The sequence below is a fragment of the Mesorhizobium bavaricum genome, from assembly GCF_056781655.1.
Genome location: NZ_JBXAYV010000001.1, coordinates 340,504 through 363,056, shown reverse-complemented (window position 1 = coordinate 363,056; position 22,553 = coordinate 340,504). Strand labels below are relative to the sequence as shown.

Genomic DNA, 22,553 nt, shown 5'->3' with positions numbered 1-22,553 from the left:
CGTTTTTCGGACAGGACCTGTTATGGCGCACTAACGAAACGCTGCCGCGTATGTTCTTGATATGTTCTTGTAAATCCGCAGGCAAAATGGAATACTAGAGGCTCTTGACGAGAGCCGGGAAACCAAGATGGCAAAGCCTTATGCCGCGGAAATGGAAAAACTCGCCGAGACCTTTGCTTGGTCGGCCGCAGTCGATATTGCCCCGCTTCGCAAAGCCGTGCGCACGGCCGGCCTTTCCTCCCTTCTTGCCATCGGATCTGGGGGCTCGCTGACCGCCGCCCATGCGCTGGCTGGACTCCACCAGCGGTTCACCGGTCGAATTGCCGCGGTGGCCACACCGCTCGACGCAGTTGCCGATCCACTGGAAGCCAGTGTTGCACCGTGGCTACTCAGCGCAGGCGGTGGCAACGTCGATATTCTGGCCGCCACGAAAGCTATTATCGCGCGCGAACCACGCCAGGTCGGCATTCTATGCGGGCGGGAGAACAGCCCCCTCGCCGAGCTCTGCCGAAGACATGACTATGTCGACCTGCTCATTTACGCGCCGCCTGCGGGCAAGGATGGGTTCCTGGCGACGAACTCCCTTTTTGGCTTCATCACGCTTCTGACGCGAGCCTACGTAACCGAGTTCGGACGCGACGCTGATTGGGACGCGGTCACGGAAACGATTTGGCCGCTGCTCGCCGAGCGCTCCGATACGCGTGAGGCCTGGCAGGCCGTAACCGCGCGGCTCTGGTCTCGGCAAACGACGCTCGTTCTCTACGGTCCGTCAACCCGAAATGGTGCTATCGACCTTGAGTCGAAGTTTACCGAGGCTGCCATAGGCAACCTTCAACTTGCGGACTATCGAAATTTTGGTCACGGGCGACACCATTGGCTCGCCAAACGCGGCGAGACGAGCGCTGTACTGGCCTTCGTGTCGGAGCACGACCGTGCACTGGCAGATCGAACGCTCAAGCTCATCCCGCCCGAAATCCAGCGCGCACGACTGGATTTTACAGGCTCAGCAACGGCAGCGGGTCTCGCCTCCCTGGTGGCTGCGCTCCGAATAGCCGGATGGGCTGGTGCCGCGCGCGGGATCGATCCGGGCCGGCCGGGCGTTCCCGACTTCGGACGCAAGCTGTACAGCCTCCCGCTTCCCAAACTTTTGCCGACGAACGCGCATCGCAGTCTCTCGGATCGAGATGCGGCTGCTATCGCCCGCAAGACTGGCGTGACGCCTGCACGCCTTGACGCTTTGGCCGAACTTGACCGCTGGAGAACGGCGCTCAATCTATTCCGTGGCCGCCTGCAGAGAGCCGTCTTCGGGGCCGTCGTGTTGGACTACGATGGCACGATCGTAGACACCCGTGATCGTTTCGACCTGGCGCGCGAAGACGTGATAACCGAACTCTCCCGAATCCTCGAGTTCGGCTGCCACCTGGCGATCGCCACAGGTCGCGGTGTTTCGGTTCGCAAAGATCTCAGGGCGCGATTGCCAGCTGCGCTATGGCCACGCGTTGTCGTCGGATATTACAACGGGGCTGAGGTCGCAACATTGGATGATGATCGTGTTCCCGACGGCCAGGAAGGGACTTGTGAAGCGTTAGCGCCGCTCGCAGCCGCGTTACGCGCCCAACCCGAGCTTGCCGAGTCCGCCGAACAGACAGACCGGCGGTTTCAAATTACGCTGCAGGGCAGACGAGCGATGCCGGAGAATCGCCTGTGGGATCTCGCGCATCAGGTGATCCTGATCAGCGGTGCCGCGAACATGACGGTTACACGGTCCAGCCACTCCATTGATATAGTCGCGTCTGGGGTCTCGAAGCTGAATGTTCTGACGAAACTGCGAGAGCGCGTCGGCGACGTCTCAATCCTCTCTATCGGAGATCGCGGTCGTTGGCCCGGCAACGATTATGCCCTACTGAAGGAAACCTTCGCATTGAGCGTCGACGAGATAAGCGTGGATCCGGAAACCTGCTGGAATCTTGCTGAATGCGGTCAACGTGGCGTCGCTGTAACTCTTGACTATCTTCGCTCACTCGAGGCTCATCCAGGCGGCGTCCGGTTGAGGTCTGGAGCGCTTCAGTGAACCAGGACCTCGGCCTGAAAATACTTGGCGAGATTATGGGCTGGGATGACGACCGGGCCCGGCGCGAATTTCAATGGCTGCGTCTGGTGGCCCGGCTGAAGTATGACGGCTACAGGGATTTCCAGGCGGGAATGCGGTTCATCGAAAGCCTTGCGACTTGGCTACAGCAATTTGCGCCCTCAGAGCGCGAAACCGCATATGCATTCGTTCGAAACACGCTGATTTACGTTGGTCCAAGTGAAATGCAGCGGCTTGTCGAACAATTCTATCCGCGAACCGTACGGGATCGTGTGATCGCGACGATTGCCGGGAGCGTGGCCTGCCTACCTACCGCGTACTCGCTGATCCTGAAGCGCGTGCTGCCGCCGAACGGCTTCGGCGGCAGACCTTGTTCATGGGACTGAGCGATGGCGCGCGGATCGATATCGTCCGCCATAGCAACGTCGGCCTGTTGACGAACGAACAATTGGTGCTCGCGACGCAGGTGGACAAGGAAAAATGGCAGGATTTGGTTGCGAACCTGCGCGAGGACCTCAAGGACAACGACGCTCGATTTCGGCTCGTTTATCTCATCGACGATTTCATGGGCACGGGGACCTCGTTTCTCCGCTACAATTCCGAAAAGAAAAAGTGGTCCGGCAAATTGTTGAAGTTCAAGGAATCCGTCGACAATGCGGTGAAAGCCCTGGAATGCGATCACGTTCTCGCCGCCGACTGGCAGCTCTGCATCCATCACTATATCGGGACTTCTGCGGCGGCCCAGGCCGTCCAAAGCCGATGGGCTGAGGCAAGCGAGGCCCTGAAAGGCGAGGGGTGGGCAACCGGCGTCCATTTCAGCTTTGGTATGGTTCTCCCCGAAGACCTACCGATCGATGCCGTTTCTAGTCGTTACGATGAATTCCTGGAGCTTACCAAAACCTACTATGATCCTGTCATCAGAACACGGCATACCGATGTTGGGGGCGTGACGCATCTGGGGCTTGGCTATGGCGGTTGCGCGCTTCCGCTCGTGCTCGAGCATAACACGCCGAACAACTCGGTTGCGCTGCTTTGGGCGGAGACAGATGGAGGCGATCGTCATGGCGTGACCGCCCCAGCGATGCGGCCACTTTTCCGCCGTCGGCAACGGCACGCATAGGTCATACATGGCAAACCCATTTGAGAAGCGTGCGACCGAATATCTACGTGACGACGAAGCCTTTCTAGCCGTTGTCACGCCGGAGCCGCTAGCGACTTTCTTTCAGAAGCCGGCGGAAGAGGGGCGGCTCTACGATCGACTGGTTATGATCATAGGGACGCCGGGCAGCGGCAAAACGACTCTGGCCCGACTTTTCCAATTCTCGACATTGCGCACGCTGCTGCGCAACCGCACCATGAATTCTTATAAGCCGCTGATCGATACACTTAGCGCCTGCGGGGCGATTGCGGAGCAACGGCCGACGCTGATTGGCGGCCGGATTCCGCTTGAAGCCGAATATCGCGAGTTCTGGGAGTTCCCATATTCCGATGAGTTGAAGACAGGGCTGATGATCGCTCTCCTTCAAGCGCGAACCGTGCTTGCTTGGCTGCGGAACGTCCAGGCCGCAGGTATCAGCTTGGATCAGGTCCAGATTGTGCCACGTGCCGACGCCGTGGCAGCTCTCACCGCTATCGGCGGAACGACTGGACCCGCTCTACATGCACGGGCGCGGGAGGTGGAACTCGCAATCTATCGAATTTCGGCGGCCCTCGTTCCTCCAGACATTGAGGAGATCGACAGTGAGGCTGCCGCTGCCTACAGACCGTTTGATGTCATCGAGGCGTTTCACATCAATGCGGGCCAGGAGATGTTTGATCTTCGCCCGCTCGTGATCTTCGATGACGCGCACAGCCTTCATCCGACCCAACTCATCGCCCTACAGCGCTGGCTCAGCCGACGCGAATTGAGGGTGTCACGTTGGATACTCACGCGGCTCGATGCGCTCACCCCGTCCGATGTGCTGCTCGATGACGGATCCAACGCGACGACCGATGAGCCGGGCTTCAAGCGCGCAAGGGAAATTACCAGCATCTGGATGCAAAGCGGAGAAGACCGAGCCAATCAGCGTCGGGCGTTTCGCAAGATGGCAAAAGACATGGCTGGCCGCTATCTCGTTCAGATGGAGGTTTTCAACCGCCGGCGGCTCCACAACCTTGGCGATCTTCTTTCGACGCAGGCGGAGACGATAGCGCAATCGAAACGGGAGAAGCTCGCGAAGCAGGTTGAGACGCTTCAACGTCGCTATGCCGTTTCAGCCGAACGCCGAAGCGGACTTGAACAGGAGATTGCCGACTATTTGAAGGGTGGCGACGAAGACGGTGAGGATCTTCGGCTGGCTATGCTCGCAATTCTCCTCGAGCGTTATGCCAAACGAGTCCCTCAGCGCGGCCTCTTTGAGGAAAACGCAGAAGACACCGAACCAAGCCGTCCGCTGACTGCCGATGCCGGCGTCGCCGATGGCGCGCGCATCCATCTGCTCCACCGTCACGGTCGGCCATACTATTTTGGTATCGACCCGCTCTGCGACGCCAGCTCCGAAAATGCGGAGCAGTTTCTTCAGCTGGCCGCCAGGCTGGTGTCGCAATCGGAAACTCAACTGATCAGATCGAAGCCAGCGACGCTGACGAGTGGCGTGCAACACCATTTGTTGCGCGATCGAGCCTCGGAAATGGTGCGGGAATGGGACTTTCCCCAGCATCAGCTCGTCCGCCGTCTCGCCGAGGGGATCGCCTCCGAATGCCTAGCCAAGAGCCTTGAAGGCAATGCCTCCCTAGGTGGCGGGGCATCAGCATTCGGGATTCCCCAGGAGGAATTTGACACGATCCCGTCGAACTATCCTGACTTGGCGCGCGTCCTGCAGTTCGGCGTCGCATACAACGCGTTCATGTTGGTTCCCAACCATGGGACGAAGAAGCGCCTGTGGTGCCTGGTCGAGCTCGGCGGTGTCCTGTTGCTGCACCATGGTCTCACTCTGAAACGCGGCGGCTTCCTCGAGCGCCGCGCCGACGATCTCGTTCGGCTTCTGGGCGAGGTCTGACATGAGACGTGAGCGGCGATGGGATCCCTGTGTCTCACATCGAGGTGCGGAGGTTGACGGATTCATTGTCGATTATTTCGGAGGCGCCGGCCGGAACGTCTTACTGATTGCCGGCGCTGGCTTCGATCCGCGCTCGACCGCCGTCGCCGAGCGCCCGAAAGCTGCCGGGGCATCCGTGCGCGCGATCCTGTTTCAAGAAAACCGACCTAAGCCGGCGCAGGACCTCATAAACCGAGCCACATCAAACGCTGGATCACTGACCACAGCCGTCGCCAACCATGTCGTCATTCCTGTCGAAATCTTCGGAACGGACGGAGCGGTTGTCGGCGGCAGAAATATTGCCAGCAGCCTTGGTAAGGAAAAATTCGAGGAAATTACAGATGTCGTCGTCGACGCCAGTGCACTGTCCGTGGGCACCAGCTTCCCGATTATTCGCTATCTCGTGGATTGGATCGAGCGCGGTAGGGGCCCAGCTAACCTGCACGTCTTCGTCGCTCATGACCCAACGCTGGATGCAGCTATTCAATCGGTACCAAGCGATGCACCAGGTTACGTCCATGGCTTTAAGGGTGGCTCTACGCTGGACGGTTCAGCGGCAGCGGCAAAGCTATGGCTGCCCCAACTTGCGACAGGACGCCGTGGCGCACTCGGCAGACTTCATGAATTCGTTGGGCCGCATGACACGTGCCCAATCCTGCCTTTCCCGGCCAGTGACCCGAGACTTGGCGACAAGCTGGCGGAGGAATTCCTGACTGAGATGGAGAGCGGATGGTCAGTTGACACCCGCAACATCGTCTATGCGGACGAGGCGGATCCCCTCGATCTCTACAGAACCATTCTGCGGCTCGACGATTTGCGAAAGCCGGTCTTCCGAGAGGTCGGAGGCTCGCTCCTGGTCTTGTCGCCGCTCGGCAGCAAGGTCATGGCATTGGGAGCGCTGATGGCCGCCTTGGAACGAGATTTACCGGTCGCATACCTCGAATCGATAAGCTACGATCTTGACGGGTCAGTTCCGCTTACAAGCTCGACGCCAAATCTTGTACACATCTGGTCGGAAGGCGACGTGTATACACAGCCTCGGCCAGTGCTTCACCGTGAAGGGACGAGTGCCCCATGAAGACAAAAGACTTCCGGCCCAAAGCGTTCGGCACCGGATTGATCGCTCTCGATCTGGTGATAGGCGCCGACGCCACATTGCCCGTTCAATCCTGGGCGGGCGGCACCTGTGGCAACGTCATGGCTATCCTGGCATACCTCGGCTGGAACTCCTTCCCCATCGCAAGGATGAACGGGGATCCGGCGTCCCGTCGCGTCCGTGCGGATCTCAAGCGATGGGGCGTGGCTCTCGATTTCACGGATTGTGCGCCGACCAGCCACACACCGATTATCATCCAGCAGATTCGTCAGGACCGCCACGGCTCTCCAATCCATCGGTTTTTATGGTCATGTCCGCGCTGCGGTCAACGCTTGCCCAGCTACCGACCTGTCACCCAGGATGCTATCGAAACCGTCGCTGCGAACCTTCCTGGAGCAGCCGTATTTTTCATGGATCGCCTTTCACGCGCCGCGCTCTCGCTGGCGTCGGCGGCGTCAGCCCAGGGTGCCGTCATCGTCTACGAGCCTTCGGCTAGATCGGATGAGAAGCTCTTCGCAGAGGCGATCCAACTGGCTCACATCGTGAAATACTCCGATCAGCGCCTCGCAATGGCAGGTGGAACAATGCAGGCCGAAAGTGCCACTCTGCTTGAGGTGCAGACGCTCGGCTCTGATGGTTTGAGATACCGTCATCGTCTTGGAGCGGGCATTTCGGAATGGACGCATCTTAGTGCAATCAATGCACCAAACATGGTTGATACATGCGGTTCGGGAGATTGGTGTACCGCAGGGCTTCTGACGAAAGTTGCTGCTCACGGACAAGTGGCCTTACGGGATGCAACGGGCGACTCGATTCACCAAGCCCTTCGATACGGTCAGGCGCTTGCGGCGTGGAACTGCGGATTTGAGGGCGCACGGGGCGGTATGTACGCAGTCGACAGCCGCACCTTTGCCAAGCAGATTATCTCTGTCTTGGAGGGTAAGCCAAAGTTATCTGTAATTTTGCCAAAAGCCGTCAGCGACGCATCGGTGGCATGCCCGGCTTGCCCAGCCGGAGATGACGGCGCTGAGGATAATGGCTTTCACCACCGAGGGCGCCGGTCGACAGCCGACGCAGCCTAGTGGCAGTTTTAGCTGAAGTGGACACCCTGGCTTCAGCACCTCCGTCCAGTGACCTCAGAGATGAGTGGTATCCGGGTCAGCTGCGCGCGCCTTGCACACCATACGCCTGTAGACAGTGGTCCGCCGTTGTCGTCCCAACAGCCAGCGCAAGAGTCTGCGCGTCCATGAAAGTTTATGCTCAGTAGGTTTCGTATCTTTCATATCAATGTTTCGGATGTCGAATCCCATGTCGCCCACCGGCGATGGCGGATAGTGCACGCACGGGTTTCAGACAGGCGCTTGTCAGATGTGGGACTCGTCGAGGTCGACCGGCCATCTCGCAGTACGCCGACGCTGTCTGCAACGTCTGTTGGATTTGCATCAGCTGCTCGACGAGAGAGTACTCCGTGGCAACGACCTTGTCGGCATTGATGATCGGGAAGCGGAGGATCGTTTTGACGGCCGCCTCGGCCGCAAGGTCCATGTCGTAAGATAACTGATGTGCCCTGATCACCAACGCAGACCTTCGTTGACCGGGATCTTCCATTGAAACGCAGCGCCTGGCTGCGGAACCGGGCGCTGCTTGAATGATCGTGCCGGGGGGCGGCGCGTGGCCAAGGCGGCCACGCACCGATCGCTCAGGTGGGCTCATGGCGCCAGGCAGGTCCGGGCACCCAGTCGTGGTTCTTCTCGTTCACGGTGTGGGTGACGATGAGGTCCAGACCCTCGTCCGCCAGCACGTAGACACGATAGAGGCCGAGGCCGCCGTCCCTGGTGAACCTGAGGCAGCGGCGGCCCATGTGGCGATCGAGGTCGATGGGCCGACCGTTGATCAGGCCGCGGAAATGCCCCCTGGCCGGCAGGTGGATGGCCTTGTCGACCACGGAGAAGCAGGCCTGTCCGCCGAAGTCGGGGACGTCGCCGAGATACCCTTCCTTGCCGGCGGGGACTTCAAATTGCTCAGATCGTGGTGCAGCCTCGGTGGAGGTGGTGTGCGCGAGACACCCCAGGACGAGAGCGGTCGACAGGGAGGCGAGCTTTTTCAAGTACGTCATGGAACTGTGCTCCTTTTGGTTGGGCCGTTTCTTCCGGCGCCGGGAGCACATTCCGTCAAGTCAGGAGCTGCGATAATAACCGCTGAGAGCAGTATGCGACGAAATGGTTGTCTGCAGGTCAGCTGAGGGCAGGGGGCCACACATGTCTGAACGACCTATGCTAGCACCGAAAATGAAGATGCCAAAGCGGCCAGTGCTTCCCAAGGGGCAGGCGTTAGACGATGTTGACGCCGCCTCTTTCGCCGCCGCCTGTCTCAATGCCACCAAATGGTTTGCCTCACCGGCGGTGGACCGGAAAGCACGCCAGTTGGTCGAGCGGACATGTCGGTTTCTCTTGGACAATGCTGAGTCGATCGAAAAAGACGGCACAAAGACCAGTAGCAAGCGGTGGTTTAACAATGCCCCCTACGTGCGGATGGACCCCGACGTTGATTTTGCCCTGATCGATATTCGCAGAATGATGTTGCGACAGCAGGCCTGTGGGTTCGGGCTTTTCCATTTCCATCTGGCCCTCGAGATGGGTCAGCTTGGCGTGGAGTTCCTCTTTCTCGTCTTCGGTAAACTGACTGCGCATGTTGCGACAACGCCTCCGATTGCCGTAAGGCTGAACTGCCTGGAACCGATCGTCAAGTGAACTCAGGGTTCGGCAGGGGGTGTCCCACTAAGACGGCACGATGGCCATTGAAGGGTCTAACATGGGCAAAAGACGAGCCGCCCGCTGCGCCCTGTGCGGCGAGGTCCGCCTGGTCACGAAGGAACACGTCGTGCCGCGTGGCCTCTGTCCACCTTCGAAAGCCGACAGCCGATTCCAGCGTATCGTTATCCCGACTTGCGCCACTTGCAACAACGGCACTTCCGACGACGACGTGCATTTCCGCAACGTGGTGACGATTGCCGGCGACCAGAATTCCGCAGTGACGGAGCTCTGGGAGGGGCCGATCACGCGCAGCTTCGGAAAGGTTAACGGCAGGAGGAGGGCGCAGGACCTGTTGGCTCTAATGAGTCCGATCGAGCACGAAACCGGCGCGCGCTACATGATCTATCCGGGTCGCGATCCCAGGGTGTTGCGGATTGTCCGCAAGATCGTCAGGGGCTTGAGCTACCGCCACAGCTTGCGCTGGCCGGTCAGCGACGAAGAGGTGTTTGTGGATGTCCTGAAGGCACAGATTCCGGAGAACCTTATCGAGTCTGTGGAGGTGGCCCACGCAGAGCCCCATATCCTCAACTACCGTTATGGTCGGATCGAGGACACGCCGGGCCTCGAGTCGGGTTGGCTCCTGCGGTTCTATGAGCGCACCGTGTTCATCGGGATCGTCTTCGAGAGCGTTGAGGCTTACAGGCGGCTGCAGAGCGCTGGCGCATCCAACATCTTTGAGACAGAGCTGGAGGGCTAATTTGACAGCGGACGACTCGGCCGGCTCCCTATACGAGGGCAAAGGTCACGGCCCCATCGAGCTCTCGGAAAAGGTTGTGGCCATTTCTATCGATGGCAAGCCCTGTGAGTTCGGGGATGTCTCGCTGCGGCTTGACGAACATCTTGACCTTCAGCTGAGATGGACGGGACCACTCAAGCCGGGAATTGCCAGGATTGATCAGGACCTGAAGGTCACGTTCGAAGGTGGCACGACAGCCGAGTTCCTGATGCTCTCCCATAAGTATCATTTTATCGGGCACGAAGAATTTTCAGCGACGTCGCGATTCTCGCCTCTGGATCTGGGAGGAAAATCAAAGGGATTGGCGGAAGCCGTCATTCTGGGCGGTCCGGCAATCCATCCAAAAAGAATAGGAATCGTGCTGGAATTCGGCAATCTGGCAGTCACCGTGCAGCCATTCGACCACTTCTTGGCGTTGGGCGGCGGGGGCGCCCGCATGCCGCTCCTCCGTACCATTTCGCATCGGGCGGTGCTTCGATCGCTGGACGGCAAGCCGCTGAAGGCCGCCAAGGTGTATGAATTCTTAGACCGGGTATCCGATTTTCTGGGCTTCATAAAAGGCACCCGGGTCGGTTACGGTGAGGTCCGCAACGCTGCTCGTAACGGGTTTCGGTGCTTGGGATTCACCAGGGCTGACAGGCTGGAGGCGCCGAAAAACTGGTTTCATTGGGCGCTGGCTGACGAACTGCCGCCACTCTTTGCCACATACATGACGATCTTTCAGACGCCGGAGGCCAAACGGGGCGTCGGGCGGGCCTTGGCCTACTACAAGATATCCAACCTTTCGGATCGTGTCCCAGGGAGTGGTGTAGCTGACGGCTTGGTCGCCGCGCTCTCCGGCATGGGCCGGGCAGATCAGCGCGCCACGGCTGGCAGGCTGATCAGGGGATCATCGCTCATCTGGCTGATCGTTTCCAGCGTCATGTATCTGGCGCGCTGCACGGCCCATTCATCGTTCTGTTCGAGCAGGATCGCGCCGACCTATCGAAGGGGATCCAGCGGATCAATCCGAACTTCTTCGCAAGCGATTGAAGGCGAAGAAGGGGCAACCGGCTCGGGACGGGTTCTCGTTCGCAACGGGGTCACGCATTCGACCCCGTTTACCTACGACCTAGACATATTCGACGCATGGGATGCCTCGCAATGGCTTCTTGAAATGCAGGTTTTAGCGCTGTTCGGCTACCGCGGAAAATATCAGGATCGCCGACTGCAGATGCGCTCCTATGCTGGAAATCTTGCCACCTTGCCTGTCACCCAGGGAAATCCGCAATGACGGCTGGGGCCTACGGGAGAACAGACATCCGGAAGTGCAAAGGTCCGGAAGTCATGCCGATATCGCTTGGCGAAATACCCAGTCCCCGCAGTTCTCAGGCGCGAAAGGCTGCGTCGAAAACCTGCTGCAGCATGTCACGCTCCTCCAACATCCGCTCTCTAAGTCTCAAAGCTGGCTGGCCACGAAAGTGAGCGTCTCAGGAGATTTGATTCCCGTCCGGGCGACTTTCGACATAAGGGCATCCGTCTGCTTTAGAACCTTTTGAGTGGCTCTAATCACAGCAAGGATTTCGTCGGTCGTCATCTTCGAAGCGTCCAAGAACTCTTCCGCTCTATTCTCTCAACCCATCATGAATTTATGAGCCGTCAGCAGACCACGGTCGATTGGCAATTCGTCGCATTTCTGACGACTCCCGTGCCTCTCGGTGACGCACCCCCATCCAGAGGGTTCGCTTAAGCGCCAACCGCGGCCGCATCGATGGCGAGGACGTCAAGGCCCTCAATTTCCTGCATGACCTTCCCGGCGATGCCCTGCAGGTCGCCGTACATGCCGACCGTCGACTCGATAACACCCTGTAGCCAGTGCGATGCGTTCTTTCGTGGTGCGAAGCTCAACAATGTAGAGGAATGCGGACTCTGGCAGGGCGGGCGGAGGTGCTTGCGCTCCTCGTGGTGCCTTGCATCGGCTGCCAGTTCGTCGTCGGCGAGGTTTGCGGTATCGTGGTCATAGCCGCTTGTCCGTCGGTGCGCTCACCTTCTCGGGCACCTGGAAGACCCAATAGTGTGCGTCTTCCTCGGCGACGTATCTGCCGTTCCTTAGACACTGTGCCGGTATAAGAACGCCTTCATCCTGCAGACGCCGCACCTGGTCTTCAAAGGATGTAGTCTCCACATAGCTCTTCCGCGTGCTTGCAACGATGAAGCCGTTCGGGCGGGTGACGCGAGCCAGCTCGCGCAATCCATCCGGTCGGACGTGTCCGAGCGTTAGGACGCCGCAGCAGACGGTCAAGTCATAACTCGCACTGGAGTAGTCGGAGAGCTGCCCGTTAAGATCGACATCGCCTCGGGCCTGGCGGTAGACACCGGTTTGCCGGGCCTTTTCAGCCATCTCTTCGGAGAGATCGAACCCGTCAATCAACCGGAAGCCGAGGCGTTCCAGTTCCACGCCGACGAGCCCTGTTCCGCAGCCAGCGTCCAGGATTGCGATGGCATTTCGCTCTCCGGCCAAGTAGGCCGTCTGCACGGCCCCTGCCAGTTCCGCCACGATCATCGGCCCGCAGTACCCGACGCGGCCCTGATCCAGATCGAAGGCACTCGCCCATCCGCGATATAAGTCGGCCAAGCGACCGGCGTCGCCATCGAGGGCATGGGATGCTTTCATGCGCTCCCGTGCGCCTTCCTCCGGTGTTGTCTGCTGATCCAGGGTCTTCATTAAGTTCCTCCGTGTAAGGGCAGATGAGTGCGGCACTGCATTAATGGGCGCGCAATGCCCACGATTGAAACCACGAACTTTTCTTTTCCACTATGCGAAGCATGATTGTTTGACCATGCGAAGACTTCTAGACACAAGGAATCACGTCGAGATCCTCTAGCGGAGACATATGTTCATCCGGCTTGATCCGCCCGCCGGGGTTGGTCAGCAATTCTTGACCTGGTTGCTGCCGGTCCTATCGACGCTTTCCATGATAAGCCATCGACATTCCTAAGACGGTTAGCAGAAAGAGTCGATCTGGTATTCTGAAGAGTGACTGTAACAGCGAATGCCGGAACAAAAACCTGATTTTTGAGAAGTTTATATTACATTAAGTTACAACGTCGAAATATCCGTATTTACATAAAGTTCATCTTCCGCAGGAAACGGTGCGGTGACCGGGGTGCACCTCGTTAAGATGACGATACGCGCGCATGTCCATCCACAAAACCTTTTTGTTCGAAACTAGAGCACGTCCCGCGATCGATGAATCGATTGTGATGTGACGTCGGGCTGCATGGGTGATTCAACATTCCCTTTGATGAGGTGGATGATGGCAAGAGCACTGAGCGGCGATCTTCGATCCCGGGTCTTGAAGGCTTCGGACGCGGGCATGTCGGCACGGCAGGCGGCGGCGCGGTTCGGCGTCGGCATATCGAGACGTGCGCCGCGCGGTGAGCGCTGCCGGGCCGGCGTGCCGCACGGCCATTGGAAGACCACCACCTTCACGGGAGCGCTACGGCTGACGGGCATGACTGCGCCCTTCGTCTACGACGGCGCCATGAACGGCAACGTGTTCCTGGCCTATGTCGAGCAGGTGCTGGTCCCGACATTGTCGGAGGGCGACGTCGTCGTCATGGACAACCTGCCCGCCCACAAGGCCGCCGGCGTGCGCGACGCGATTGAGGCCGCAGGCACGAGCCTGCTCTACCTGCCGCCCTTCTCTATTCGGCGTGTTGAGGTCAAACACTTTCGAGTATTCTACTCTGCCGGCTTGTGATGTCTCTCGCGGGCTCTTGCTTCTCTCCGGGATCGGCGCGCGTCTCGGCCCTCCCAATATGGGATTAGAAGGACAAGACGGAACAATCTACAGCGCGTCCTGATCGCAATATGCGGTCGGAACCAGGGCGGCAACGAACTCATCTCATCCATCGTCCCGCGAAGGACGTCTTTCCGCCGGCTGACGGAATGTTATTCTCCTTTCCGAAGACCGTTCAAGCAACTGCCGGCATACTTTCCCTGGTCCAGCGGAATTCGGTCCCGTTGCTCCACATGCGATGCATGATCACTGCCAGTCGCCGCGCCAACGCGACGACGGCCTTCTGACGACCCCGTCGTTTGGCGACATTCATCCCCCAGGCTTTCAACCACGACCATTTCGTCACACGCGTCAGCAGGCATTGGGCGGCTTCATAGAGGGGCGTGCGCATCATGCCGTCGCCGCATAGTGAGACGCGGCCGACGCGACGACTTTCGCCGGACTGATTGAGTACCGGCGTCAGACCGAACGCTGGACCAACGGCCTTCGAGCTGCTGAAGCGGGCCGGAACATCGATTGTGGAACTGAAGGCCAGAGAGACGACAGGTCCGACGCCGGGGATCGTCATCAAGCACCTGCAAACCTCGTCACCTCGGACGATCGACAGCAGCTTCCGATGGAGTTTCGCGAACTCTTCGCGCAGTTCCGCCGGGCGGCCAGCAACGGCTCGATGATGTCGCCGATCTCAGGCTCGTCCTCGACGAGTTCGCGAATTCGCTCTTCAAAATTGACTGTACCAACGGTGCCGACCTTGAGCCCAAAGTTGCGCAACAAACCGCGGATGTCGTTCTCGAAGGCAACTGCCTTCTCCTGCAGCAACTTACGGGCGCTCAAAAGGACACGGCGTTTCTGGCTGGTCAGCGTCTTGACGTGCACCGGCCGGAACAGATTGACCCGCATCATCTGTGCAATGCCGCGGGCATCATTGCGATCGCTCTTATTGACCTGCGCCTTTAGAAACGCCTTCGTGTGCCGTGTCTCAATACAGATCGCCGGCAAGCCGGCTGCCGCCAGTCCGCTGAACAGCCATTGCGACAATGGCCCAGCCTCAAGCCCTACGCGCGCCAGTTGCCAGGTTGGGTCCTGTAGAGCCCGGATAAGGTCATCCGGGTGGCTCGGGACCTTCACTTCACGGCAAACCTTGCCTGTTTCGTCGATGATGCATACTGACGTCTCTTTCACCGAAACGTCTAACCCCGCATAATGCTTCATGCCGCGCTTCCTTTCCTGATGCTTGTGGCTGTTCCTGAACAGACCACGTCTATCATCAACTCGAAGCGCAGCGCCTCTCCACACGAAGCCTAGAGGGCGCTAAGCCGAATACCCCATCTACAGCCCCGACTTCAATCCGATCGAAAACGCCTTCTCAAAACTCAAGGCTCTTATGCGCGCCAAAGCCGAGAGGACAATCACAGCCCTGTGGAACGCCGTCGGATCGCTCGTTGACCTCTTCACCCCAGCCGAATGACAAGAGTGTTGGAGGCCCGACAAAACGGCCGGCCGGGCTCGACTGTCGGTTGGGACGAGTGATGCGATTCAGAACAGTGCAGTAGTCGGCACGCAACTTGCTTGCTCAAAGCTGACAGACAGTGGGAGAGATCCGTTGGCAGATCAAAGTCATTGAAGACGAGCTCGGCGTTCCCCTGTTTATGGTACTGGGAGCGGACGTCGTACCGCCCCTGGCAAAGACCTTTACACTGTGCTGGAAACCATTTTTTCCAAGACGTGCGATGTCCTCGCGACGATTAAACGCGGCGGTCGATCCCAGATGTCACCATTGCCTCCACCGATGCGTTCGGGCCGATCTGGCTGATACTGCGCGTAGCAGGTCCCGAAGGTCTGTCGATCAATGGTCGCTTGGTCCGCCGTCGTCTGCCGCCTGAACAGCAAGCCGACCTGGCCGCAAAAGTCCGGACCGTACTGGTGTCGTGCGCTGGCGGCGCGTCGATCTGAAGTGCGTCATCAGGGAATCGCTTCGGCGTGGACTGCCACACGCGCTTTGTCGGAATGCTGCTGCACAGGCTCGGCTTTTCGCACGTCACCGCACGTCCGCTGCATCCGGCACAGGACGCCCACGTTCGTCGACGAATTCAAAAACTGGCCGTGCACGCTGAAGGCACATCTTTGCGACCTTCCACTGCGAACGAAAGTGGAGCTGTGGTTCCAGGGCGAAGCCAGAATTGGTCAGAAGAACGGGATCGTGCGGCAATGGGCAAGGCGTGGAACGCGGCTCTGCCAACCGGCTGACCAGCGCCTACCTGTTCGGCGCAATTTGCCCGGCCCGCGGCATCGGCGCTGCTCTCGCGCTTCCATTTGCCGACACCGAGGCATTCCGATTGAAGAGATTGACATCTGGGACAGCGAGCAGTTGCTGCTAAGCATGCGGCAGCGATGATGCCTCATAGCTGTCGAAGACCGGGAGTGGGCCCACATCGGTCAAATCCCATGACTCTTAGCATAACTCGCCTCGGCAAAAACTTACGCTGCTTACCCAACGCTGTCTTCAGCGTCGGAAGCCGTATCGGCGTGCATGAGACACAAATGTAGCGAATCCGACGAAAGAGCAAAACCGACGTTTTTTCAGCAGGGCTATCCTACTGTTTTGAAGGAATTTTTTCGTGTTGGCACGGCACATGCTTGGCTATCTGCAACGGTGCCAAGAAGCGTGGCGCTGTCAATTGGGGGTAAAAGATGGATTTAGGGCTTGACGGCAAGGTGGCAATGGTCGCGGCCGCATCCAGCGGCTTAGGTTTGGCCACAGCTGAGGAGTTAGCCAACGAAGGCTGCCGCCTGTCCATCTGTGGGCGGGATCCGGGGCGGCTAGAAAGAGCAGTGGATCTGTTGCGCAGCAAAGGCGCCGAAGTACTGGCGCGCGCGACCGATGTAACTGACTGCGCGGATGCAGCAGCTTGGGTTGCCGAAACAGCGGAGCATTTTCGGTGTATCGACATCTTGGTGACGAATTGCGGCGGCGTTTCTACCGGGCCACCCTCGGCCATGACGCCTAAGGATTTCGACGAAGCGTTCGACCGAGTTCTTTTGCCTTCGATAAATCTAGTTACAGCTGCATTGCCGCATCTGCGGCTCTCGCGGGCGGGGCGAATATTGATGCTCGCTTCAGAGGCTATTGTACGGACCCCGGTACATTTCGCGCTGTCGGGTGTCGCACGAGCAGGGCTAGTGCCCTACTGCCACGCACTCGTACAAGAATTGTCGGGGGAGAGCATCACAGTAAACGTGCTCGCACCTGGTGCACACAGCACCGCGATTCACGAAGCCAATCGCCTCGGCGACCACGCTGAAGCCATCCGTGCGCTCGAGGATAGGACCCCGGCCCGACGCCTTGGCGATCCCTCGGAATTCGCGGCAGTTGCCGCATTCTTGGCCAGCGCCCGCGCGGCCTATGTCAACGGCACCCTGATCGTCATCGATGGTGGGCTGAGTGCAACCATCTGAACAACTCGTAGCACTAGGAGCCGTCGCATGAACGAAGCCAACGCAAACAGAGCCGTCATCGATCTCGGCCGTTCAAATCGCACATGCGTGTATTCATAGCTGGAGTGGGTAATCTCTATGTCAGATACACCTCATAATTCTGCGACTGGTGCAGAAGGATACCAGAAGATCTTCGGAATTGATGGCAAGGTAGTCTGTATTTCAGGTTCGAGCCGCGGTCTAGGGAAGTCGCTCGCCACCTGCTTTGGACGATTGGGGGCGAAGGTAGTCCTTTCCTCGCACAATGTTGAAGAGCTGGCCGAAGCAGAGGCCGAACTCGCGGGCCAGGGAATCAACGTGACGGCCATCCGCGCTGATGTGCGGTCGCACGACGATTGCAAGGCTCTGATCACTAGCACGGTCGACCGGTTTGGGCAGATCGACGTGATGATCTGCAACGCAGGTACCGACATCATTAAGCCAGCGCATTCATATGAGGAGCCGGAATGGGACGAAATTGTCGATACCAATCTGCGTGGCTACTACTATTGTGCCAAGTTTGCCGCCCAAGCAATGCTGGATCAAGGCGGCGGCAGCATCATCATGACTTCTTCGGTCGCCAGTTCGCTCGGCATACCGGGTCTGACTGTCTATGCTGCGAGCAAGGGTGGCGTCAATCAACTGACACGCACCATGGCGGTAGAATGGGCCAATAGGGGTATTCGTGTAAACGCCGTCGCACCGGGATTCATCAACAACTTCATGGATGGGGTGCATCCGAATCTCGATAGCCCTTATCAGCGCCGCGCAATGGAACTCACTCCGATGCGACGCCGCGGCAATGTGTCCGAGTACTTCGGGCCTTACATTTTCCTCGCGAGCCCAGCTGCGTCGTTCGTAACAGGCGAGATTCTCTATGTCGATGGGGGCTACGCCGCGAGCTGATGCAGGATGCTTCGACGTTGAGGCGGTATTTCGAGGAGGCTGGGTAATGTTAAGCGCGATACCAAAAGAAATGAACTTCCTAGACTGCACCTTGCGCGACGGCGGCTACTACACAAATTGGCATTTCGCGCCGGAACTGGTGTCGGACTATATTGCTACTATCAACACTCTCCCGGTGCGCATGGTCGAGCTGGGGCTCGCCGGAAAGCCTGCGAGCCACGGATATTTCGCCAGTGTGACGAGCTCTAAGGCCGAACAGATGGCCGCCGGTCTCCTAGTCAAGGCATGCGTGATGATCGATGCCAAGGATGTGCTTGCGAGCGAACTGCCTATACCCCTTGCCGTGATCCGCCTGACAGAAGGGCTGGTGCCAGGGCATATTACGACCGTCCGCGTGGCGGCGCATTACAGCAACTTGGCTGCCTGCCGGGACATTTGCGGTGAGCTGTCTCACAGGGGCTTCCGTGTGTTTTTGAATCTCATGCAGATCGACGCGGCAAATCCTGCAGCAGTTGAGATGTGCCTGAAGGAGGTAAAGCAGATCGACACCATCGACGTGCTTTATATCGTCGATTCCTTTGGTTCTATGAAGCCGGCTCGCGTTCAGGAATTAATCGGCTGGTTTGCGGACCGAATCGAGCCTGGCATTGGATTCCACGGCCATGACAACCGCGGATATGCGCTGGTCAATTCAGTGGCCGCCGCGACGGCGGGAGCGACCTGGATAGACTGCACCATGGGGGGCATGGGCCGCGGGGCAGGAAATACGGCTAGTGAGCAGCTCCTACCGATTCTCACTCGCCTAGAAACATCCCAGGAACGGGCACTCCTCGAGCACGTTCTGCGTCACTTCGATCCGCTTCGCAAACGGTATGGCTGGGGCAGCAGCGCGGCATATCAATTCGCAGGCTCAAACTTCATCCATCCGTCCTACGTTCAAAAGCTTTGTGAAGGCGGGGCATTGTCAAACGCCGCGATTATCAGGCGCCTTTCAGAGCTCCGCCGCGATGAACGGATGAGTTTTGCCGATGAAAAGCTGTCGGCGCTAATGGCGCAGGACATCGCCTGATCTCAGATATCTCTATTGAGGTGCCCCTTTTTCCCAACTTGGAGGAAGCCATGACCCTGCCAAATGCGGTAGTGAAACCATCGGTCCTCCCGTTCGATCCACGGTTTTCATCAGGCCCTTGCCGCAAACATCCCGGCTGGAGCGTGCACCCAACTATGCTGCGCTATGTGGGACGGAGTCACCGAAGCTCCGAGGGAGCCGAACGGCTCGGAGAAGTAATCCGGCGCATGGCCTCTTTGCTAGAGCTGCCTGATAGCTGGCTCTGCGGAATCGTGCCCGGTTCAGGCACTGGGGCCTGCAGCATGGCCTTACAAAATCTGCTCGGCCCGTGTCCAGTCGAGACATTCTTGTCAGACAACTTCTCGCAGTATTGGGCAAATGAGATCGATACGTTAGGGCTTGCCCCTCAAAATCGGCACATTTGTGACTACGGAGATTTTCCGAACACGAGCAGGATCGACCCCAATCACGACATCGTTCTAGTGCTAAACGGCACCAACAGCGGCGTCTGTCCACCGGATCTTGACTGGATTCTTCCTGACCGTGCCGGGCTTGTGATCGCAGATGCCGTCTCGGCAGCTTTTACGAGGCCCATCGACTTCGACCGGATCGATGTTCTCTGCTGGTCATGGCAGAAGGCGCTTGGCGGCGAAGGCGGCCACGGCATGATCGCGCTCTCGCCTCGTGCCCAGGCACGGCTGAAAGCCGGCGGACGTAAATCTGTAGCCCGGCTCATGAGACTGCACAACCCCGACGGATCTGTAAACAAGGCGTTCTTTGGCGGCCGAACGATCTCGACCCCCAGCATGTTCGCCGTCGAGGATATCCACTCTGCGCTCGACTGGGCCGAAGCGTGCGGCGGACTACCAGCGCTTCTGAAAAGGGTTGCCAATAACTACGCTGTGATGGCCGACTGGGTGAACTCTACTCCTTGGATTGACTGGACCTGCACCAATCCGGCAGCACGCTCCACCTGTTCAATTACTCTTCGCCTGGTACGAGAGCAGTTCGCTGCCGGCGCGGAGGAGGACGACGGTAAAATCGCTGCGGGGATGATCCGTCTACTCGAAGCCGAAGGCGCGGCTTTTGACATCTGGAGCTACGGTGACGCGCCACCGGGATTCCGGATATGGGCGGGGCCTACGATCGAGACAGAAGACTTGGCCATCTTATGCGAGTGGCTGGCCTGGGCTTATAGCGAGACGTGCGAGGGCAGCATACCGCCCGAAGCGAGGGTCGTGCGCCACGGCTACTTTCCGACCTCTAAGGCGAGCGCGGTTCAGCCAAGGACGGAGTCGGCCAGCTCTCTAACCGCGGCCCTCGAAAGCCCACCTCCCCAGACACTGGCAGATTGCTATGACGCGATACTTTTCGACGCGACGGGGGTCCTGATCAACGAAAATGAAGCCCTGCCTGGCGCTGCTGATATCTTGGCCCGACTTAATACGTCCGGTCAGCCATACTACATCGTGACGAATATCAGCAGTGGATCGGATGAAACGATATTAGCACGTCTCCGCGACGCGGGACTTCCGATTCCGGCGGTCGACCGTATCGTGTCCGCGGGAGGTGTTGCGCGGCATCGCGTACTCGAAGAGCTGGCGGCCGGGCGGTTAGTTTCATATGTGGGCAGTGCACAGGCTGCGCATGACATCTTCGGCAAGCATACAAATCTTCATTGCGCTGACACGGTCGAGACATTCGAAACGCTCGTAGTGCTCGATGACGAGGGTTTCGATTTTAAACGGGCTGCCGATAACATCCTGTCGACCTTTCAACGCAGACTGATCGAGACGGGTGAAATGCCCCGTATTATAGCGGCAAACGCGGACATCATTTATCCTGGCAAAAACGGCACACTCATCTTTGGACCAGGCATAATAGGGCCAATGCTTCAAGCAGGACTAGCGCCCTTCGGAGCGCCTCCAATCTCAGTAGAGATTATGGGCAAGCCAGGAAGAGCGATTTTCGAAGAGTGCATTGCTCGGACAGGTACGGACTGTCTTTTGATGGTCGGCGATCAGGTTGATACCGATATCAAGGGCGCAAAGGCTGCCGGGCTCGACGCACTTCTCGTAATCACTGGCCTCAACAACTCCGGCGAGTTGCGTCAAGACAAGAACGGCACTCCGGATTTCGTCGCAAAGAGCCTCCATCAAATTTTCGACGGCAGTTTGTTTCCACACCTTCGGTCGGCGACGCACTCCAATACAACAGCTCAGGTTTGGGCAGCTTCGAGCGAGTATCTTGGAGTGGACAAGGCGCACATTGGCGGCACTGGTTGAACGCGGCAGCACGGCTACAAGTGAAATGGCGACAATCGTTTCGACTATTCCGGCAGAGCGGGACAAGAGAAAAGGACGATGCCCCAATAGGTGTGCCTACGTGGCGCCTCCACGGCGAGCCTCTGTTGATTATTGTTCCCAAAATTCGCGGCCATTCAGAAGTTAATACGAAATACAACAGAAAACTGTATATTGTAGTAAGGGAGAAGGCAATTTCAAAACGTGCTTGCAGAACAGAGGAAGCGTTTGCCGCCGCTAAATCCTTTTCCGGCGTTGGCCAAGAGCTAACAAAAGCTGCCATGAGCCCGTCACCGATGCCCAAGGCACGCCATGACTTCAGCTAGTCAGCTCCATGTTTTTGGTAGCTAGCGAAAAGGGAAACTGGCGGTATGTGGGCATAGATCACGAAGCAGGCCGCCGAAGATACCCGCTAGGCCTCATCATTTCTAAGGACAACCGCTACTATGACGCATTCCAAGAAGGTGGTTATCGTTACTGGCGCAACGTCGGGAATAGGGGAGGCCGTCGTAGAGGCCTTCGCTGCGAAAGGGGCCTCACTCGTTTTGGTCGGCCGGGATCGTGAGCGGGGCCGAAGAGCCTTGGGGTCGGCTCAGAAACTCAATTGTCTGGCGGAATTGATGCTGGGCGATGTGGCTGACTCGGCCTTCGCCGACCAGGTGGTTAGTTCCACTCTGAAGCGGTTCGGAAAGGTCGACGTCTTGGTCAACAGCGCCGGGATCATCCGACGTAGAAGCGTCGTCGATACTACCGATGACGATTGGAGCCAGGTCTTCGACGCCAATGTCAACGGTGTGTTCTACTTCAGCCGGGCCGCGGTGAAGTCCATGAGGACGACCGGCGGCGGCAGCATTGTCAATATTGCCTCGAACGTGGGATTGGTCGGCGGTCCCGGACTGGCGGCCTATTGTGCGTCAAAAGGCGCTGTCGTTCTGTTGACAAAAGCCATGGCGCTCGATCACGCCAAGGAGCAAATCACCATCAATGCCGTCTGTCCTGGCGCCGTTGACACCCCCATGCTTATGTCGGCCCATAGCAAACCGGTTACTGCCGACGAAGTCCTCCAGAGAAACATCGATTCAACGCCCCAGGGCCGCGTAGCGGCTCCCAAAGAAGTTGCAAACCTGACGGTGTTCTTGGCGAGCGAGGGAGCGAGGCATATTACTGGGGTGGCCATTCCAATAGATGGCGGCGTCACCGCAGGCTAG

Annotated in this window: 16 protein-coding genes and 5 pseudogenes; 17 read left to right on the top strand and 4 right to left on the bottom strand. The window is 58.4% G+C overall.

Features of this window, described 5'->3' with window-relative positions; all coding sequences use genetic code 11:
- Positions 1–127 precede the first annotated feature (127 nt).
- The 6 genes from AC1RZR_RS34470 to AC1RZR_RS34445 are packed head-to-tail and all read left to right on the top strand — an operon-like array spanning position 128 to position 7,344.
- Positions 128–2,071 (top strand): sucrose-6-phosphate hydrolase, encoded by a 1,944-nt coding sequence (locus AC1RZR_RS34470; protein WP_481829188.1) that lies wholly within the window; start codon positions 128–130, stop codon positions 2,069–2,071.
- On the top strand, positions 2,068–2,475 hold the full coding sequence (locus AC1RZR_RS34465) for a hypothetical protein (RefSeq protein ID WP_481829582.1): 408 nt from the start codon (positions 2,068–2,070) through the stop codon (positions 2,473–2,475). The genes AC1RZR_RS34470 and AC1RZR_RS34465 overlap by 4 nt, the downstream gene beginning before the upstream one ends.
- Positions 2,466–3,209: a phosphoribosyltransferase-like protein gene (locus AC1RZR_RS34460; RefSeq protein WP_481829581.1), complete on the top strand. Its 744-nt coding sequence runs from the start codon at positions 2,466–2,468 to the stop codon at positions 3,207–3,209. Before AC1RZR_RS34465 ends, AC1RZR_RS34460 begins: the two co-directional genes overlap by 10 nt.
- 7 nt (positions 3,210–3,216) lie before the next feature.
- Positions 3,217–5,127: a hypothetical protein gene (locus tag AC1RZR_RS34455; protein WP_481829580.1), complete on the top strand. Its 1,911-nt coding sequence runs from the start codon at positions 3,217–3,219 to the stop codon at positions 5,125–5,127.
- 1 nt (position 5,128) lies between these two features.
- On the top strand, positions 5,129–6,244 hold the full coding sequence (locus AC1RZR_RS34450) for a hypothetical protein (protein ID WP_481829579.1): 1,116 nt from the start codon (positions 5,129–5,131) through the stop codon (positions 6,242–6,244).
- On the top strand, positions 6,241–7,344 hold the full coding sequence (locus tag AC1RZR_RS34445; protein ID WP_481829578.1) for a PfkB family carbohydrate kinase: 1,104 nt from the start codon (positions 6,241–6,243) through the stop codon (positions 7,342–7,344). Before AC1RZR_RS34450 ends, AC1RZR_RS34445 begins: the two co-directional genes overlap by 4 nt.
- A 617-nt stretch (positions 7,345–7,961) precedes the next feature.
- On the opposite strand, the gene AC1RZR_RS34440 is transcribed toward AC1RZR_RS34445, so the two are convergent.
- Complete coding sequence (locus tag AC1RZR_RS34440; protein ID WP_481829577.1) at positions 7,962–8,378, bottom strand: hypothetical protein; 417 nt, start codon at positions 8,376–8,378, stop codon at positions 7,962–7,964.
- Positions 8,379–8,520: 142 nt separating this feature from the next.
- Between AC1RZR_RS34440 and AC1RZR_RS34435 the strand changes: the two genes are divergently transcribed.
- Together AC1RZR_RS34435 and AC1RZR_RS34430 are read left to right on the top strand one after the other, a co-directional pair.
- A complete protein-coding gene (locus AC1RZR_RS34435; protein ID WP_481829576.1) occupies positions 8,521–9,012 on the top strand; it encodes a hypothetical protein in 492 nt (163 codons plus the stop codon).
- A 40-nt stretch (positions 9,013–9,052) separates the two neighbouring features.
- Positions 9,053–9,772: a hypothetical protein gene (locus AC1RZR_RS34430; RefSeq protein WP_481829575.1), complete on the top strand. Its 720-nt coding sequence runs from the start codon at positions 9,053–9,055 to the stop codon at positions 9,770–9,772.
- Between the two features lie 894 nt (positions 9,773–10,666).
- On the opposite strand, the pseudogene AC1RZR_RS34425 reads toward AC1RZR_RS34430, so the two are convergent.
- A pseudogene (locus AC1RZR_RS34425) lies at positions 10,667–10,792 on the bottom strand (IS256 family transposase); the annotation flags it as partial.
- 1,015 nt (positions 10,793–11,807) lie between these two features.
- Positions 11,808–12,515, bottom strand: a complete 708-nt coding sequence (locus AC1RZR_RS34420; RefSeq protein ID WP_481829574.1) for a class I SAM-dependent DNA methyltransferase — start codon at positions 12,513–12,515, stop codon at positions 11,808–11,810.
- Positions 12,516–13,215: 700 nt separating this feature from the next.
- Here AC1RZR_RS34420 and AC1RZR_RS34415 point away from each other — a divergent pair.
- A pseudogene (locus tag AC1RZR_RS34415) lies at positions 13,216–13,500 on the top strand (transposase); the annotation flags it as partial.
- Positions 13,501–13,768: 268 nt separating this feature from the next.
- Here AC1RZR_RS34415 and AC1RZR_RS34410 read toward each other — a convergent pair.
- Positions 13,769–14,805, bottom strand: a pseudogene (locus AC1RZR_RS34410) (IS110 family RNA-guided transposase).
- Between the two features lie 112 nt (positions 14,806–14,917).
- Between AC1RZR_RS34410 and AC1RZR_RS34405 the strand changes: the two are divergent.
- The 8 genes and pseudogenes from AC1RZR_RS34405 to AC1RZR_RS34370 all read left to right on the top strand — a co-directional run.
- Positions 14,918–15,061 (top strand): annotated as a pseudogene (locus AC1RZR_RS34405) (IS630 family transposase); the annotation flags it as partial.
- Positions 15,062–15,509: 448 nt separating this feature from the next.
- Positions 15,510–15,932: pseudogene (locus AC1RZR_RS34400) on the top strand (winged helix-turn-helix domain-containing protein); the annotation flags it as partial.
- 352 nt (positions 15,933–16,284) lie between these two features.
- Positions 16,285–17,049: an SDR family NAD(P)-dependent oxidoreductase gene (locus AC1RZR_RS34395; protein WP_481829573.1), complete on the top strand. Its 765-nt coding sequence runs from the start codon at positions 16,285–16,287 to the stop codon at positions 17,047–17,049.
- Positions 17,050–17,166: 117 nt separating this feature from the next.
- Positions 17,167–17,973: an SDR family NAD(P)-dependent oxidoreductase gene (locus AC1RZR_RS34390; protein WP_481829572.1), complete on the top strand. Its 807-nt coding sequence runs from the start codon at positions 17,167–17,169 to the stop codon at positions 17,971–17,973.
- 46 nt (positions 17,974–18,019) lie between these two features.
- Positions 18,020–19,042, top strand: coding sequence for a hydroxymethylglutaryl-CoA lyase-like TIM-barrel protein (locus AC1RZR_RS34385; RefSeq protein ID WP_481829571.1), 1,023 nt, complete (start codon positions 18,020–18,022; stop codon positions 19,040–19,042).
- Between the two features lie 50 nt (positions 19,043–19,092).
- Positions 19,093–21,327: an HAD-IA family hydrolase gene (locus tag AC1RZR_RS34380; protein ID WP_481829570.1), complete on the top strand. Its 2,235-nt coding sequence runs from the start codon at positions 19,093–19,095 to the stop codon at positions 21,325–21,327.
- A 125-nt stretch (positions 21,328–21,452) separates the two neighbouring features.
- On the top strand, positions 21,453–21,671 hold the full coding sequence (locus AC1RZR_RS34375) for a hypothetical protein (RefSeq protein ID WP_481829569.1): 219 nt from the start codon (positions 21,453–21,455) through the stop codon (positions 21,669–21,671).
- Positions 21,672–21,791: 120 nt separating this feature from the next.
- Positions 21,792–22,553 (top strand): SDR family NAD(P)-dependent oxidoreductase, encoded by a 762-nt coding sequence (locus AC1RZR_RS34370; RefSeq protein ID WP_481829568.1) that lies wholly within the window; start codon positions 21,792–21,794, stop codon positions 22,551–22,553.

What these genes read in the sequence shown, in the direction of transcription:
- AC1RZR_RS34435 (WP_481829576.1), top strand. Translation starts at nt 8,521, where the DNA reads ATGTCTGAACGACCTATGCTAGCACCGAAAATGAAGATGCCAAAGCGG.
- AC1RZR_RS34380 (WP_481829570.1), top strand. Translation starts at nt 19,093, where the DNA reads ATGACCCTGCCAAATGCGGTAGTGAAACCATCGGTCCTCCCGTTCGAT.
- AC1RZR_RS34440 (WP_481829577.1), bottom strand. Translation starts at nt 8,378, where the DNA reads ATGACGTACTTGAAAAAGCTCGCCTCCCTGTCGACCGCTCTCGTCCTG.
- AC1RZR_RS34460 (WP_481829581.1), top strand. Translation starts at nt 2,466, where the DNA reads ATGGGACTGAGCGATGGCGCGCGGATCGATATCGTCCGCCATAGCAAC.
- AC1RZR_RS34390 (WP_481829572.1), top strand. Translation starts at nt 17,167, where the DNA reads ATGTCAGATACACCTCATAATTCTGCGACTGGTGCAGAAGGATACCAG.
- AC1RZR_RS34370 (WP_481829568.1), top strand. Translation starts at nt 21,792, where the DNA reads ATGACGCATTCCAAGAAGGTGGTTATCGTTACTGGCGCAACGTCGGGA.
- AC1RZR_RS34470 (WP_481829188.1), top strand. Translation starts at nt 128, where the DNA reads ATGGCAAAGCCTTATGCCGCGGAAATGGAAAAACTCGCCGAGACCTTT.
- AC1RZR_RS34420 (WP_481829574.1), bottom strand. Translation starts at nt 12,515, where the DNA reads ATGAAGACCCTGGATCAGCAGACAACACCGGAGGAAGGCGCACGGGAG.
- AC1RZR_RS34450 (WP_481829579.1), top strand. Translation starts at nt 5,129, where the DNA reads ATGAGACGTGAGCGGCGATGGGATCCCTGTGTCTCACATCGAGGTGCG.
- AC1RZR_RS34395 (WP_481829573.1), top strand. Translation starts at nt 16,285, where the DNA reads ATGGATTTAGGGCTTGACGGCAAGGTGGCAATGGTCGCGGCCGCATCC.
- AC1RZR_RS34385 (WP_481829571.1), top strand. Translation starts at nt 18,020, where the DNA reads ATGTTAAGCGCGATACCAAAAGAAATGAACTTCCTAGACTGCACCTTG.
- AC1RZR_RS34445 (WP_481829578.1), top strand. Translation starts at nt 6,241, where the DNA reads ATGAAGACAAAAGACTTCCGGCCCAAAGCGTTCGGCACCGGATTGATC.
- AC1RZR_RS34430 (WP_481829575.1), top strand. Translation starts at nt 9,053, where the DNA reads ATGGCCATTGAAGGGTCTAACATGGGCAAAAGACGAGCCGCCCGCTGC.
- AC1RZR_RS34455 (WP_481829580.1), top strand. Translation starts at nt 3,217, where the DNA reads ATGGCAAACCCATTTGAGAAGCGTGCGACCGAATATCTACGTGACGAC.